13 protein-coding genes are annotated in these 14453 nt (G+C 67.0%); 5 read left to right on the top strand and 8 right to left on the bottom strand.

Features of this window, described 5'->3' with window-relative positions; all coding sequences use genetic code 11:
- The first annotated feature begins 53 nt into the window (after window positions 1-53).
- Window positions 54-2348 (top strand): RelA/SpoT family protein, encoded by a 2295-nt coding sequence (locus ACNUDN_RS12325; protein WP_419125128.1) that lies wholly within the window; start codon window positions 54-56, stop codon window positions 2346-2348.
- A gap of 9 nt (window positions 2349-2357) precedes the next feature.
- On the opposite strand, the gene ACNUDN_RS12330 is transcribed toward ACNUDN_RS12325, so the two are convergent.
- Window positions 2358-2882 carry a helix-turn-helix domain-containing protein gene (locus ACNUDN_RS12330; RefSeq protein WP_419122209.1) on the bottom strand — a complete coding sequence of 175 codons (525 nt, stop codon included), beginning with the start codon at window positions 2880-2882 and terminating at the stop codon, window positions 2358-2360.
- Window positions 2883-2916: 34 nt separating this feature from the next.
- Here ACNUDN_RS12330 and ACNUDN_RS12335 point away from each other — a divergent pair, with 34 nt between their 5' ends.
- Complete coding sequence (locus ACNUDN_RS12335) at window positions 2917-3273, top strand: hypothetical protein (protein WP_419122210.1); 357 nt, start codon at window positions 2917-2919, stop codon at window positions 3271-3273.
- 11 nt (window positions 3274-3284) lie between these two features.
- Here ACNUDN_RS12335 and ACNUDN_RS12340 read toward each other — a convergent pair whose 3' ends face one another.
- Window positions 3285-4175 (bottom strand): peptidylprolyl isomerase, encoded by an 891-nt coding sequence (locus ACNUDN_RS12340; protein WP_419122211.1) that lies wholly within the window; start codon window positions 4173-4175, stop codon window positions 3285-3287.
- Between the two features lie 118 nt (window positions 4176-4293).
- Here ACNUDN_RS12340 and ACNUDN_RS12345 point away from each other — a divergent pair, with 118 nt between their 5' ends.
- Both ACNUDN_RS12345 and hisS read left to right on the top strand, forming a co-directional pair.
- The gene (locus tag ACNUDN_RS12345) at window positions 4294-4971 is read left to right on the top strand and encodes an MBL fold metallo-hydrolase (RefSeq protein ID WP_419122212.1); all 678 of its coding nucleotides are present in this window, start codon (window positions 4294-4296) and stop codon (window positions 4969-4971) included.
- Window positions 4972-4985: 14 nt separating this feature from the next.
- On the top strand, window positions 4986-6248 hold the full coding sequence (gene hisS / locus ACNUDN_RS12350; protein ID WP_419125129.1) for a histidine--tRNA ligase: 1263 nt from the start codon (window positions 4986-4988) through the stop codon (window positions 6246-6248).
- Between the two features lie 450 nt (window positions 6249-6698).
- Here hisS and urtE read toward each other — a convergent pair whose 3' ends face one another.
- From urtE to urtA, 5 genes are read right to left on the bottom strand one after another with little or no spacing between them, the layout of a single operon-like run.
- Entirely contained in the window at window positions 6699-7391 is a 693-nt protein-coding gene (urtE, locus tag ACNUDN_RS12355; RefSeq protein WP_419122213.1) for an urea ABC transporter ATP-binding subunit UrtE, read from the bottom strand.
- Window positions 7391-8224: an urea ABC transporter ATP-binding protein UrtD gene (gene urtD / locus ACNUDN_RS12360; RefSeq protein WP_419122214.1), complete on the bottom strand. Its 834-nt coding sequence runs from the start codon at window positions 8222-8224 to the stop codon at window positions 7391-7393. The genes urtE and urtD overlap by 1 nt, the downstream gene beginning before the upstream one ends.
- Window positions 8221-9333 (bottom strand): urea ABC transporter permease subunit UrtC, encoded by a 1113-nt coding sequence (gene urtC / locus ACNUDN_RS12365; RefSeq protein ID WP_419122215.1) that lies wholly within the window; start codon window positions 9331-9333, stop codon window positions 8221-8223. Before urtC ends, urtD begins: the two co-directional genes overlap by 4 nt.
- Window positions 9330-10214 carry an urea ABC transporter permease subunit UrtB gene (gene urtB, locus ACNUDN_RS12370; RefSeq protein ID WP_419122216.1) on the bottom strand — a complete coding sequence of 295 codons (885 nt, stop codon included), beginning with the start codon at window positions 10212-10214 and terminating at the stop codon, window positions 9330-9332. The genes urtC and urtB overlap by 4 nt, the downstream gene beginning before the upstream one ends.
- A gap of 37 nt (window positions 10215-10251) precedes the next feature.
- Window positions 10252-11517: an urea ABC transporter substrate-binding protein gene (urtA, locus tag ACNUDN_RS12375; RefSeq protein ID WP_419122217.1), complete on the bottom strand. Its 1266-nt coding sequence runs from the start codon at window positions 11515-11517 to the stop codon at window positions 10252-10254.
- 268 nt (window positions 11518-11785) lie between these two features.
- On the opposite strand from urtA, the gene ACNUDN_RS12380 reads away from it, so the two are divergent.
- Window positions 11786-12211 (top strand): Rv2576c family protein, encoded by a 426-nt coding sequence (locus ACNUDN_RS12380; RefSeq protein ID WP_419122218.1) that lies wholly within the window; start codon window positions 11786-11788, stop codon window positions 12209-12211.
- A gap of 49 nt (window positions 12212-12260) precedes the next feature.
- Here the strand turns inward: ACNUDN_RS12380 and helR are convergent, their stop codons facing one another.
- A complete protein-coding gene (helR, locus tag ACNUDN_RS12385) occupies window positions 12261-14453 on the bottom strand; it encodes an RNA polymerase recycling motor ATPase HelR (protein ID WP_419122219.1) in 2193 nt (730 codons plus the stop codon).

The following is a 14453-nucleotide window of genomic DNA, read 5'->3' on the forward strand; positions in this document are numbered from 1 at the left end:
AGGTCGTGCAGGCACCGCCCCGGCCCGCCGCGCCCGGCCCGCCGACCCAGCCGATGGAGATCCCGCGGGTCGAGGGCGCCAAGCCGACCACCAGCGCGTCCCGGCGGGTACGGGCCCGGCTGGCGCGCCGGATGACCGCGCAGCGCAGCACCGTGAACCCGGTGCTCGAACCGCTGGTGGCGGTGCACCGGGAGATCTATCCGAAGGCCGACCTGACTCTGCTGCAGAAGGCCTATGAGGTCGCCGAACAGCGGCACGCCGACCAGATGCGCAAGTCGGGTGACCCCTACATCACCCACCCGCTGGCCGTCGCCAACATCCTGGCCGAGCTGGGCATGGACACCACGACGTTGATCGCCGCCCTGCTCCACGACACCGTCGAGGACACCGGATACACCCTGGAGGCGCTGACCCAGGAGTTCGGCACCGAGGTAGGCCACCTCGTCGACGGGGTCACCAAGCTCGACAAGGTGGCGTTGGGTACCGCTGCCGAGGGCGAGACCATCCGCAAGATGATCATCGCGATGGCGCGGGACCCCCGGGTGCTGGTCATCAAGGTTGCCGACCGGCTGCACAACATGCGCACGATGCGGTTCCTGCCGCCGGAAAAGCAGGCGCGCAAGGCTCGTGAGACGCTGGAAGTCATTGCCCCGCTTGCGCATCGGCTGGGGATGGCGACCGTCAAGTGGGAGCTCGAAGACCTCTCGTTCGCGATTCTCCATCCCAAGAAGTACGAGGAGATCGTGCGCCTGGTCGCCGACCGGGCGCCGTCGCGGGACACCTACCTGGCCAAGGTGCGGGCCGAGATCGCCGCCACCCTGAACGCATCGAAGATCAACGCGACCGTCGAGGGCAGGCCGAAACACTACTGGTCGATCTACCAGAAGATGATCGTCAAGGGCCGCGACTTCGACGACATCCACGATCTGGTCGGGGTGCGCATCCTGTGCGACGAGGTCCGTGACTGTTATGCCGCGGTCGGCGTGGTGCATTCGCTGTGGCAGCCGATCGCCGGGCGGTTCAAGGACTACATCGCGCAGCCGCGGTTCGGCGTGTATCAGTCGTTGCACACCACCGTCGTCGGCCCAGAGGGTAAGCCGCTGGAGGTGCAGATCCGCACCATCGACATGCACAAGACCGCCGAGTACGGCATCGCCGCGCACTGGCGCTACAAAGAAGCCAAGGGGCGCAACGGAGTACCGCCGAACAACACCGCCACCGAGATCGACGACATGGCCTGGATGCGGCAGCTGCTCGACTGGCAGCGGGAAGCCGCAGACCCGGGTGAGTTCCTGGAATCACTGCGCTACGACCTTGCGGTGCAGGAGATCTTCGTGTTCACCCCCAAGGGTGATGTGATCACCTTGCCCACCGGCTCGACGCCGGTGGACTTCGCCTACGCGGTGCACACCGAGGTGGGCCACCGCTGCATCGGCGCACGTGTCAACGGTCGCCTGGTCGCGCTGGAGCGCAAGCTCGAAAACGGGGAAGTAGTCGAGGTTTTCACGTCCAAGGCGCCCAACGCCGGCCCGTCGCGGGACTGGCAGACGTTCGTGGTGTCCCCGCGCGCGAAAGCGAAGATCCGGCAGTGGTTCGCCAAAGAGCGCCGGGAAGAGGCGCTGGACTCGGGCAAAGAGGCCATCGCGCGCGAGGTGCGTCGCGGCGGACTTCCCCTGCAGCGCTTGATGAATGCCGAGACGATGACCGCGTTGGCCAGGGAGCTGCGGTACGTCGACGTCTCGGCCCTCTACACCGCGGTCGGCGAGGGACATGTCTCGGCGCGTCACGTCGTGCAGCGGCTGGTCGCCCAACTCGGCGGTGACGACGAGGCCGCCGACGAGATCGCCGAGCGATCCACCCCGGCGACCATGCCGGTGCGGCAGCGCACCAGTGATGACGTGGGGGTCGCCGTCCCCGGTGCGCCCGGAGTGCTGACCAAGCTCGCGAAGTGCTGCACACCGGTGCCTGGTGACAACATTCTGGGGTTCGTCACGCGCGGAGGCGGGGTCAGCGTGCACCGAACGGATTGCACGAATGCCACGTCATTGCAACAACAGTCGGAACGCATCATTGATGTCCAATGGGCGCCGTCGCCGTCGTCGGTGTTCCTGGTCGCGATCCAGGTCGAAGCACTCGACCGGCATCGTCTGCTCTCCGACGTGACGCGCGTGCTCGCCGACGAGAAGGTCAACATCCTCTCGGCATCGGTGACGACGTCCAACGACCGGGTGGCGATCAGCCGCTTCACCTTCGAGATGGGCGACCCCAAACACCTCGGGCACGTGCTCAACGTGGTGCGCAATGTCGAAGGGGTCTACGACGTCTACCGCGTCACCTCCGCGGCCTGAGACAGGTTCTCAGTGGGCGGGCATCGTCACCGTGCTGATCAACCGTTTGCGGCGTCCCGCGCCGCGGCGATGATCCATCCGTGCCGTGATCGCCGCGGCCAACTCGTCACGCAGCGCCCTCATCTCGTCGTCTGACAGCCACAACGCGGCCTGGGTGAAGGCCACGCCGTCGTCGACGATGTCGGCTTCGGGGACGGCGAGATAGCGGTCGAAGTCCGCCATGAGCATCCCGGCGAATGCGGCGAACGCGCGACGATGGTCCTCGCGGGTTAAGCCGCGCGCCGACTCAGGGGACACCACGGCTGCGGGAAGGTGGAGGCGGAAGGTCCGTTCGAGCGCGCCCCGGACCGGTCTCTCGTGCACCACTTCGAGCACGCCGGCGTCGGCGAGCGTCGCGATGTGGCGGTACAGCGACGCCGACGGGATGTCGGGGAGCTCGGCGCGCAAGTCACCGGCGGTGTGTTCGCTGCCGTCGAGCATCGCCTGGATGATGCGCATGCGGACCGGGTGCAGCAGGAGATCAAGTGCGGCCATCGCCCTATTATCGTTGGTGATATCATTCTCAAAAATGAGAAAGGAAAGGTTTGTGGCGGAACTAGAACGGAACGGGCCTGATCTTGAGCTGCGTCTGACGCTCGGCGAGAAGATTGCGGGCCTGCACGGCGATATCCGCGTGCCGTTGTCGGCGGTGACAGCGATCGAGGTCGTCGACGAGCCGTTACCTGCGGTGGCGGGCGTGCGCGCCCCTGGCCTGCACTGGCCCGGACGTACGAAAATCGGTACATGGCGCCGCAAGGGGCGTAAAACGTTCGCCGTCGCCCGCGTCGGCTCGCCCGCGGTGCAGATAGAGCTCGACGGTGAGAACTACGACCGCTTGGTGGTCAGCGTCGCCGACGCGCAGGCCTCGGCGGCCGCCCTGCGCTGACCACCCCTGGGTCAGTCCAGCTGGATGGACTCCACGGTGGTGGCGAGTTGCGGTGCGCCATCGGGTCCGCCGCCGGCGACGCCCTCGGCCGCGATCTTGTCGAGGGTGGCCAGACCGGTTTCGTCGATGGTGCCGAACACCGTGTACTGCGGAGGCAGCTGCGAATCCTGGTAGACCAGGAAGAACTGGCTGCCGTTGGTGCCCGGACCGGCGTTGGCCATCGCCAGCGTGCCGCGCGGGTAGACCACGGGCGCTCCGAGCGCCGGGTCGTCGGGCTGGTACTGGTCGGTCGGGTACTCGTTGGCGAACTGGTAGCCGGGACCCCCGGTGCCCTCACCGGTCGGATCGCCGCACTGCAGCACTCCGAGCGATTCGCTGGTGGTCAGCCGGTGACACGGGGTGTCATTGAAGTAGCCCTGCTGGGCCAGGCTGGCGAAGCTGTTGACCGTGCACGGCGACTTGCCGTTGTCGAGTTGCAGTCCGATGTTGCCCTGATCGGTCTCCATGCTGGCACTGACCATCGCCGGCTCTGTCGGTACCCGCCCGGACCGGGGCGGGTTGTTGGACTTGCTGGCCGCCTCGGCCGACTCGGGGTACTGGCAGTTGCTGCCGAGGCCCTCGGGGGCGACGAACTCGGGCAGAGACCCGGTCTGCGCCGGCGGTGGCACATCGAAGGGCGATGTGGTCTCCGTCGGGGATGGCGAGGCCGACGCGGTCTGGGTGTCCGATCCCCGGTTGGTGATCACGATGGTGGCCACCACCGCGCCGATGACCACGACGGCGGCCGCGGCGGACCCGATGATCGTGTAGAGGCGGCGCTTGCGCTCCCGCTCGGCCCGATTCTCGAGCTGGCGCTCGAGCTTGCGCTTGGCTGTCTCACGCCGTTGTTCGTTCGTCGGCACGGCCGGTGTCCTCCTCGCAGTCGTTCCGGTCGGCACCGAGTGTGCCAGCTCAGGCTGAGGCCGCCCTGCGCGACCCTCCTGAACAGGGCCCCGACCTGGACATGGGAAGCTGGACGGCGTGTTGATCACCGGATTCGCCGCGGGGGTGCTGGCATGCAACTGCTATGTGCTGGCGCCGCGCCAGGGTGCTGACGCCATCGTCGTCGACCCCGGTCAGCGCGCGCTGGGTCCGTTGCGCAGGATCCTCGACGAGAATCGGCTCACCCCGGCGGCCGTACTGCTCACCCACGGCCATATCGATCACATGTGGTCGGCGCAGAAGGTCGCCGACACCTACGGCTGCCCGACCTATATCCATCCCGCGGACCGGCACATGCTCAGCGACCCCATCGGTGCGCTCGGGCAGGGATTCATCGTCGGTCTGGGCCGGCTGACCGTCGGCGCGCTGTTCCGCGAGCCCAGACAGGTCCTCGAACTCGACCGCGACGGCGACAAGGTGGACCTCGGCGGTATCACCGTCGCCGTCGATCACACGCCGGGCCACACCAAGGGTTCGGTGGTGTTCCGCGTCGAGCAGGGAACTGAGCAGCTGGTCTTCACCGGTGACACCCTGTTTCGGTCATCGGTCGGGCGCACCGATCTGCCCGGCGGCAGCGGCCGCGATCTGATGGAGTCACTCGTGACGAAACTGCTGGTGCTCGACGACGACACCCTGGTACTACCGGGGCACGGCGAGCGCAGCACCATCGGCCTCGAACGCCACACCAACCCATTCCTCGAAGGTTTGACTCCGTGACCGACACCCCGTCCCTGTCCTCGTCTTTTCGCGCCCCCAAGGGCGTCCCCGACTACTTTCCGCCGGAGTCGGCCGAGTTCGTCGCCGTGCGCGGCGGACTCCTTGCCGCCGCGCGCCGGGCCGGCTACGGCGATATCGAGCTGCCGATCTTCGAGGACACCGCCCTGTTCGCCCGCGGGGTGGGGGAGTCCACCGACGTGGTGTCCAAGGAGATGTACACCTTCGCCGATCGCGGTGACCGGTCGGTCACCCTCCGGCCGGAGGGCACCGCCGGGGTCATGCGGGCGGTCATCGAACACGGTCTGGACCGCGGACAGCTACCGGTCAAGCTGTGCTATTCGGGTCCGTTCTTCCGCTACGAACGCCCGCAGGCCGGCCGGTACCGGCAGCTGCAGCAGGTCGGGGTGGAGGCGATCGGCGTCGACGACCCCGCACTGGACGCCGAGGTGATCGCGGTGGCCGACGCCGGCTTCCGCTCGTTGGGCCTGGACGGGTTCCGGTTGGAGCTCACCTCGCTCGGGGACGACTCCTGCCGGCCCCAGTACCGGGAACTGTTGCAGAAGTTCTTGTTCAAACTCGACCTCGACGACGAGACACGTCAGCGAGCCGAGTTGAACCCGCTGCGCGTGCTCGACGACAAACGCCCACATGTCAGGGAGCTGACCGCCGACGCACCGGTGATGCTCGACCACCTCTCCGATGAAGCCAAAGAGCATTTCGACACGGTGCTGGCACATCTGGATGCGCTCGGCGTGCCGTACGTGATCAACCCGCGGATGGTGCGCGGACTCGACTACTACACAAAGACCACCTTCGAGTTCGTTCACGACGGGCTGGGCGCTCAGTCGGGTATCGGTGGAGGCGGCCGGTATGACGGCCTGATGCGACAACTTGGCGGACGAGATCTGTCCGGCATCGGATTCGGGCTCGGGGTGGACCGCACGCTGCTGGCGCTGCGCGCCGAAGGCAGATCAACAGCAGCGGCGGCCCGGGTCGACGTCTATGCGGTGCCGTTGGGTGCTGACGCCAAGCTGCGCCTGGCGGTGCTCGGGGCACAGCTGCGGGCGGCGGGGGTGCGGGTCGACGTGGCCTACGGGGACCGCAGTCTCAAGGCCGCGATGAAGGGTGCCGACCGCTCCGGTGCGTCGATCGCCTTGGTGGCCGGCGACCGTGACCTGGAGGCGGGCACCGTCGGGGTCAAGAGCCTCGACACCGGTGAGCAGGTCGATGTCGCGGTGAACGACGTTGTCGCACAGGTCCTCTCCCGGCTGTCCTGACCCCTCCGTCTGGCGCGAGCGTGCGTGTCTGCAGCCGCCACGCCGCCGAAAACTCTGACTTTGCGCACGCTCGCGAGCCAGGTTGACGCTCGTCGGGTGCGCGCGGGATTGACAGCGGCGTGCCCACAATGCCGTTGCCCGTCGGCAATGACGCGCATTCTCATCATGATGCGCGTGCCGGATCGATGAGATCCGGCAGGCGGTCCGGTCGTCAGGTCGCGGTGATCTTTCCCAGATCGCGGCAGTGGTTCTAGAGTCCGACGGGTCGCTGAGCGTTATCGCCGGGGACAAAGTCGGCGATTGGTCTGCGTTGGCGGGCTTGACGAACTCGCCCCGTCCACGCCGATAGACCTCCGTCGGCGCGCTGAGCGTGCGCAAATGCAGGGATTTCCGCGGCGTGGCGGCTGCAGACACGCACGCTCGCGCCATATCGGCGTGCGCGCGCTGTGGCTAGATGGCCATCGCGGCGCGGACGTCTGCCTCGGACGCCGAACCCCCGGTGCCGCTGGAAGTGATCCGCCCCGCCTCCAGGATGTAGTAGCGCTGAGCCGACTCCAGCGCGAAACCGATGTGCTGTTCGACGAGCAGCACTCCGAGATCGCCGCGGCCGGTCAACGCGGTGATCGCCCCTTCGATCTCGTGCACCACCGACGGTTGGATTCCCTCGGTCGGCTCGTCGAGAATCAGACATTTGGGCGTGGTGATCAGTGCACGGGCGATCGCCAGTTGCTGACGTTGGCCACCGGAGAGCAGACCCGCCCGCCGGCTGAGCAGCTCCTTGAGTGCCGGAAACAGGTCGAGCTGCTCATCGATCAGCGCCTTGCCGTTCTTGCGGCCATCGGCGACCACCTGCAGGTTCTCTGCGGTGGTCAACTGTCCGAAAGACTGCTGGCCCTGCGGCACATAGGCCAGGCCGCGCGCCACCCGGGCGCTGGGTCGCAACCTGGTGATGTCCTCGCCGTCGAAAAGTACCGTGCCCGCCGTGCATTTCAGCAGCCCGACCGCAGCGCGCAGCAGCGTGGTCTTACCGGCGCCGTTGTGGCCCATCACCGCCGCGACACCGTCGGAGGGCACCTCGATGCCGGCCCCGTGGATGACCTCGCTGCGTCCGTAACCGGTGCGGACGTCGACCAGTTGCAGCATCAGGACTTCTCCTCGACCAGTTCGATTCCATCGGCGCCGGCCGCTGCGGTGCCCAGGTAGACCTCCTGCACCTTGGGGTTGGCCTGCACCTCGGCGACCGAGCCCTCCGCGATGACCTGCCCGCGAGCCAAGACCGTCACCGAGGTCGCGAACGCGCGCATGAAGTCCATGTCGTGTTCGACCACCACCACGGTGCGCTCGGCACCGATGCGCCGCAACAGGTTTCCGGTCTCCTCGCGCTCCTCGGTGCTCATGCCCGCCACCGGCTCGTCGAGCAGCAGCACGTCGGCGTTCTGGACCAGCAGCATGCCGATCTCCAGCCACTGTTTCTGCCCGTGGGCGAGTACCCCGGCGGGCTTGTCGGCGAGATGGGTCAGCCCGATGGTGTGCAGCGCCTGTTCGATCGCCGGGAGCACACCGCGTCTGCGCCGCAGTAGTGTCCACGCCGAACGACCCGCGCCCGCGGCGATGTCGAGGTTCTGCAGGACGGTCAGCTGTTCGAACACGCTCGCGGTCTGGAAGGTCCGGCCGACTCCGCGCCGGGCGATCTGGTGCACCTTCTTGCCGAGTAGTTCCACGCCGGATTTGTTCACCGAACCGGTCGCGCCCACCAACCCGGTGATGGCGTCGATCACCGTCGTCTTGCCCGCGCCGTTGGGACCGATCAGGAAACGCAGGTCGCCCTGGAACAGCGTCAGGTCGACGTCGCTGACCGCCTTGAAGCCGTCGAAATCCACAGTCAGACCGCGGACTTCGAGGTACTGGGCGCCCATTCCGGCGTTGCCGCCCTCTGCGGGCTCCCTACCCGCTGTCCTCGCATCGGCGTCGGTCATGACGCGGTACCCACCTTCTCGGAATCGGGATCGGGATCGGCGGCCTTCTCCGGTGCTGGTTCGGATCGGGCCCTGCGGCGACGCTTGAGCAGCACCCCGAGTCCGGCCAGCCCGGCGGGGAAGAACCCGACGACGATGATGAACAGCAGGCCCTGGGCGTAGGTCCATTCGGAAGGAAAGCGTTCCGAGAACAGCGTTTGTGCCCACGCCACACCGATGGCGCCGAGCACCGGGCCCAGCAGGGTGGTGCGCCCGCCGATCGCGACGCCGATCAGGAACGCGATGGACGGCAGGATTCCGACCTGCGACGGTGCGATGAACCCGACGATCGGAGCGAACAGCGCCCCGGCGATACTGGCGAACAGCGCGGCCACACTGTAGGCCACCACCTTGATGTTGGCGGGGTCGTAGCCCAGGAAGCGGACGCGTTCCTCACCGTCTCGCACCGCCACCAGCAGCTCGCCGTAACGGCTCTGCATCAGCTGACGCACCACCGCGACGACGATCAGCAGCACCGCCGCGGCGATGAAGTACAGCATCCGCCGATTCACCGGGTCGCTGAGGGTGAACCCGAAGAAGGTGCGGAACCTGTTGAGCCCGTTGGAGCCGCCCAGGCTGGTCTGGCCGACCAACAGGATGGCCAGCGCCGCGGCCAGCGCCTGGGACAGGATGGCGAAGTAGGCGCCCTTGACCTTGCGCTTGAACACGCCGAACCCCAGCGCGGCGGCTATACCCGTCGGTACCACCACGATCGCGACCAGGGTCAGCGCCGGCGACGCGAAAGGCGTCCAGTAAGCGGGCAATTCGCGGATGCCCTGGATCTGCATGAAGTCCGGCACCGCATCGCCGGCCAGCGCGGCGTCGGCGACCTTGAGGTGCATCGCCATCATGTAACCGCCGAGTCCGAAGAACACACCCTGGCCCAGCACCAGCATTCCGCCGCGGCCCCAGGCCAAACCGATGCCGACCGCGACGATCGCAAAGCACAGGAACTTGCCGAGCAGGCTGAGCCGGAAGTCCGACAGCACCGCCGGTGCGATCACGAAGAGCACCAGTGCGGCGACGCCGAACCCGGCCCAGGTCTGCCAGCGGCCTAACAGGGCCCTCATACGAGACTCCTTGTCCGAACCGTGAACAGCCCTTGCGGACGTGCCTGCAGAAAGATCACGATGATCACGAAGACGATCACCTTGGCCAGTGACGCGGTGGTGTTGTACTCGATGAACGAGTTCAGGAAGCCGAGTGTGAACGCCGCGATGACGGTGCCCTTGATCTGACCGAGCCCCCCGACGACCACCACCAGGAAGGCGTCGATCAGGTAACTCTGACCGATGGTGGGGCTGGTGGACCCGATCAGGGTCAGTGCCACACCGGCCACCGCGGCCAGACCCGAGCCGATGAAGAACGTGGTGATGTCGGTCTTTCGGGACGAGATGCCGCTGGTCTCAGCGAGATCACGGTTCTGCACCACCGCTCTGATGCGCCGTCCCATCGGACTGACCTTGAGGACGGCAGCCAGCACCGCGACGCACACCACGGCCAGGACCAGGATGAAGATGCGGGTCTTGGGCACCACAGCGCCGAAGATCTCCATACCGCCGGACAACCACTCCGGGGCAACCACGTTCACCGCCGGCGCGCCGAAGATGTCACGGGCGACCTGCTGCAGGATCAGCCCGACACCGAACGTCACCAACAACGTGTCCAATGGCCGCGCATACATCCGTTGAATCAGCGTCACCTCCAGCAGCGCGCCCATGGCGCCGCCGATGAAGAACCCGAGAACCAGCGAGATGATCAGTGACACACCGGCACTCGAGACGATCTGCTGCACCACGTAGGCGGTGTAGCAACCGGCCATGATGAACTCGCCGTGGGCCATGTTGATCACGCCCATCTGGCCGAACGTCAAAGACAACCCCAGCGCCGCCAGCAACAGGATCGAGCCGAGGCTCAATCCCGTTGCCAGCTGCCCGATTACAGCATCCATGAACAGAGAGGTTCCTGTCGCTTGGCTCGCCGCGCAGCTAGCCGGACAATCCGGCTGCCCACGGGTAGGACTTCAGGAACGGGTCCGGCTCGATCGGGCCGGGCGATTCCCAGATCGTGTAGATCAGGCCGTCGGGGCGGATCTCACCGATGCGGGCGGTCTTGGTGATGTGGTGGTTCTCCCCGTCGATGGTCACCAGACCTTCCGGTGCCTCGAACGTGACCCCGTCGGCGTTGTCCTGAATTGCCGCGACGTCGAAGGACTGTGCCTTCTCGACGGTGTTCTTCCACAGGTAGACCGACACGTAGGCCGCCTCCATCGGGTCCGAGGTCGGCTTGTCGGCCCCGTACTTGGCCTTGTAGGCCTCGACGAACTCCTTGTTCACCGGCGTGTCGATGGTCTGGTAGTAATCCCACGCGGTGAGTTGTCCGGTGATGTTCTGCACGCCGATGCCGCCGACCTCTTCCTCGGCGATCGACACCGAGACCACCGGCATGTCCTGTGGCGTCAGGCCGACGTTGCGGTACTCGCGGAAGAACGCCACGTTCGAATCACCGTTGAGGGTGTTGAACACCGCGTCGGCGTCGGCGGTGCGCACCTTGTTCACGATTGTCGAGAAGTCCGTGGAACCCAGTGGTGTGTAGTCCTCACCCTTGATCTCGATGCCGTTGGCTTCGGCGTAGGCCTTGATGATGCGGTTGGCGGTCTGTGGGAAGACATAGTCGCTGCCGACCAGATAGAGCGACGTCACGCCCTGTTCTTTGAGGTAGTCCAGCGCGGGGACGATCTGCTGATTGGTGGTCGCGCCGGTGTAGAAGATGTTGGGGGAGGCCTCCAGGCCTTCGTACTGCACCGGGTAGTACAGCAGCGAGTTCGCGCTTTCGAACACCGGCAGCATGGCCTTGCGGCTCGACGAGGTCCAGCCACCGAACACCGCGGCAACGCAGTCGCTGCTGATCAGCTTCTCGGCCTTTTCGGCGAACACTGTGGGTTCGGACGCGCCGTCTTCGCCGACGAGCTGGATCTGCTTGCCCAACACGCCGCCGTCGGCGTTGATCTGCTCGACGGCCAGGTCGATGGCGTTGCGAACGGTGACCTCGGAGATCGCCATGGTGCCCGACAGCGAGTTCAGCGCGCCCACCTTGATGGTGTCGCCGGAAGTGTCCACACAGGACTCGGCATTTGCTGCGTCTGTCTCGGTCGCTCGGTTGCCGCAGCCGGCTAGAAGCAGGCTCGCCGCTGCCACCACGATGCCTGCGGTCTGCGCGGATCGTTTCACTCGCTGTCGGCGGGGTTGTTGCATGGACGGCCTCTCTGACGGCCGGCGGTCTTCATCCGCTGATGAGCTGCCGGGTTGGGAGTACTTCAGAACGCTCTACAAAGGCAGGTTTCAACACCGTCCCGGTGTCGAATGCGGACGTTAGAGCGCCCGTGTTTCTGCGAAATGTCTGGGTGTGACGGGCACGTTAACCTGTTGCAGCAACCTCGGGTTGGTTTGCCGTTAACCCTGGCGGCGATGGTGCTCCGGACCGAGAGGTAACGATCGGGTACGGTCCGGCGATGTGACCAACATGCGAACAGCGACAACCAAGGTGGGAGCGGCACTCGGAGCGGCGGCGTTGATGGCCGCCGCGGGAATGGTCAGCCCGGCGACCGCGAGCGCCCAGGAGGGCCAGCAGGTCCGCTACACGCTCGTCTCGGCAGGGGCCTACGAGTTCGATCTCTTCTATCTGACCAGCCAGCCGCCGAGCATGGAGGCGTTCAACGCCGATGCCTACGCCTTCGCCAAGCGCGAAAAGGTGAACCTGGCACCGGGTGTGCCGTGGGTGTTCGAAACCACCCTGGAAGATCCCAACTGGGCGATTCTCCAGGTGAGCAGCACTACCCGCGGTGGGCAGGCCGCACCGAACGCGCATTGCGACATCGCGGTCGACGGCCAGGTCCTCACCCAGCACGACGACCCCTACAACGTGCGCTGCCAGCTCGGCCGGTGGTGAGCCCTCGCGGCTGACTCCTCGCCGGCGGTGACCGCAATCGCCGGCGGGGTCAGCGCGCGACCAGGCCGGTCAGCGGCGTGGCCAGTGACTCGCGGTGCAGTACCCCGAGGCGTTGCGTCGCGCGGGTCAGCGCAACGTACAGGTCGGCCGCCCCGTGCGGCCCCTCGGCGAGGATGCGGTCCGGGTGCACGACCAGTACGGCGTCGAACTCCAGGCCTTTGGTCTGCGTCGGTGCCAACGCACCGGGGACATCGGCGGGCCCGATGACGACGCTGGTGCCGTCCCGATCGGCCTCCTCGCGGAGGAATTCCTGGACGGCGGTGGCCAATTCGTCGTCGGCAACCGACCGGGACCAGGGCGCCACCCCGGTGGACCGCACCGACTCCGGCGGCCGGACGCCGGGATTGAACTCGGCCAACACCGCCGCGGCCACGGCCATGATCTCTGCCGGCGTGCGGTAGTTCACCGTCAGTGTCCGGTACGCCCAGCGGTCCGGCACGTACGGCTGGAGAACCGCGTCCCAGGACGTTGCGCCGGCCGCAGACCGGCGCTGGGCGAGATCTCCGACCATGGTGAACGATCGGCTCGGGCACCGGCGCATCAACACCCGCCAGTCCATCGGGGAGAGTTCCTGGGCCTCGTCGACGACGACGTGCCCGTAGGTCCAGTCACGGTCGGCGGCCGCGCGTTCGGCGAGGTCGCGGGTGTCTCGTTCGAGGAATCGTTCGGCGAGTTCGTCCGCACCGATCACGTCGCGCGCCAGCAGCAGATCCTCGTCCTCCATGAGGTCTTCACGGTCGACCATGAGGTCGAGCACGCCGGCGGCGTAGGCGGCCTCCTCGCGGCGTTCCCGTTCGGCGGCCTCCTCACCGGATCTGTCACGGCCCAGCAGATCGACCAGTTCGTCGAGCAGTGGGACATCCGACACCGTCCACGCCGGGCCGTCGGCACGGTGCAGCACCGGATCGGCGCCTGCGGCGCGCAGCCGTTCGCGCGATGAATAGAGCTCGGCCAGAAGCTGTTCGGGGGTCAGCACCGGCCAGAGTCGATCGAGCGCGGCCTTGAAGCCGGCATGGTCTTCGAGTTCGTCGAGCAGATCGGCACGCAGATGTTCCCAGGCGGCCCGGTCGTCGCGGGTCAGCCAACCCCGGCCGATCTTGGCGATCGCCCGTTCGGTGAGTGCCCAGGTGACGACATCGACGAAGACCGCGCGAGCATCGTTGTGCGGCTGCTCGCTTGCGCGTGCCTCCTGGATCGCCCACTGCGCGATGTCGGCTCCAATGCTCACGGATACATCGGACAGGTCGATCGGCACCGGATCCTCCGGAGCGCGCTGCCGGTCGGCGACCGCCGCCCGCAGGATGTCGAGCATCCCCAGCGAGCCCTTGACCCGGGCCGCGGCCGGGGTGTCTTCGGCGGTGACGTGCAGTCCCGGCACCAGATCCCCGGTGGTCGTGAACACCACATTGGTCTCCCCGAGCGACGGCAGCACCCGGCCGATGTGCCGGAGAAACGCCGCGTTCGGGCCGACGACCAGAACACCGTGGCTCTCCATGCGTTTGCGCTGGGTGTAGAGCAGATACGCAACGCGGTGCAACGCAACCACCGTCTTGCCGGTACCCGGGCCGCCCTCGATGACCAGTACCCCGGGATGGTCCAGCCGGATGATCGCGTCCTGCTCGGCCTGAATGGTGGCGACGATGTCGCGCATGCCGTCGCCCCGCGGTGCGTTGACCGCGGCCAGCAGGGCCACGTCGCTGGAGGCGCCGGGCTGTTCTCCGGCGTCCTCGGCGGCCGGCCGGCCGAACACCTCATCGGTGAAGTCGAGAAGGCGGCGTCCGAGACTGTGGAACTGCCGGCGCCGACGCATGCTCTCCGGGTTGGCGCCGGTCGCGGTGTAGAACGGTCGGGCCGCGGGTGCGCGCCAGTCCAGCAGCAACGGTTCGTGCTGGTCGTCGAGGAGTCCGATGCGACCGATGTAGTGGTGGTCGCCGGAGAGGCTGTCGAGCCTGCCGAAGCACAGCCCGTGGTCGGCCACGTTGAGTCGGTCCATCTGCGCCGCCGTCGCCCGCACCTCGGCGTCGCGGGCGACCAGCGTCGCTCCGCTCTGTTTGTCGACCGGGCTGCGCAGCGCTGCGGCGTACCTGGCTTTCACCCGGGCGCGCTCGGCGTCCAGCCGGCGGTACAGCCCGTCGACGTATCCACGTTCGGACCGAAGTTCATCCTCGTACTGAGTTGACAT

The organism is Mycobacterium sp. smrl_JER01, assembly GCF_048513595.2.
Lineage (GTDB): Bacteria > Actinomycetota > Actinomycetes > Mycobacteriales > Mycobacteriaceae > Mycobacterium.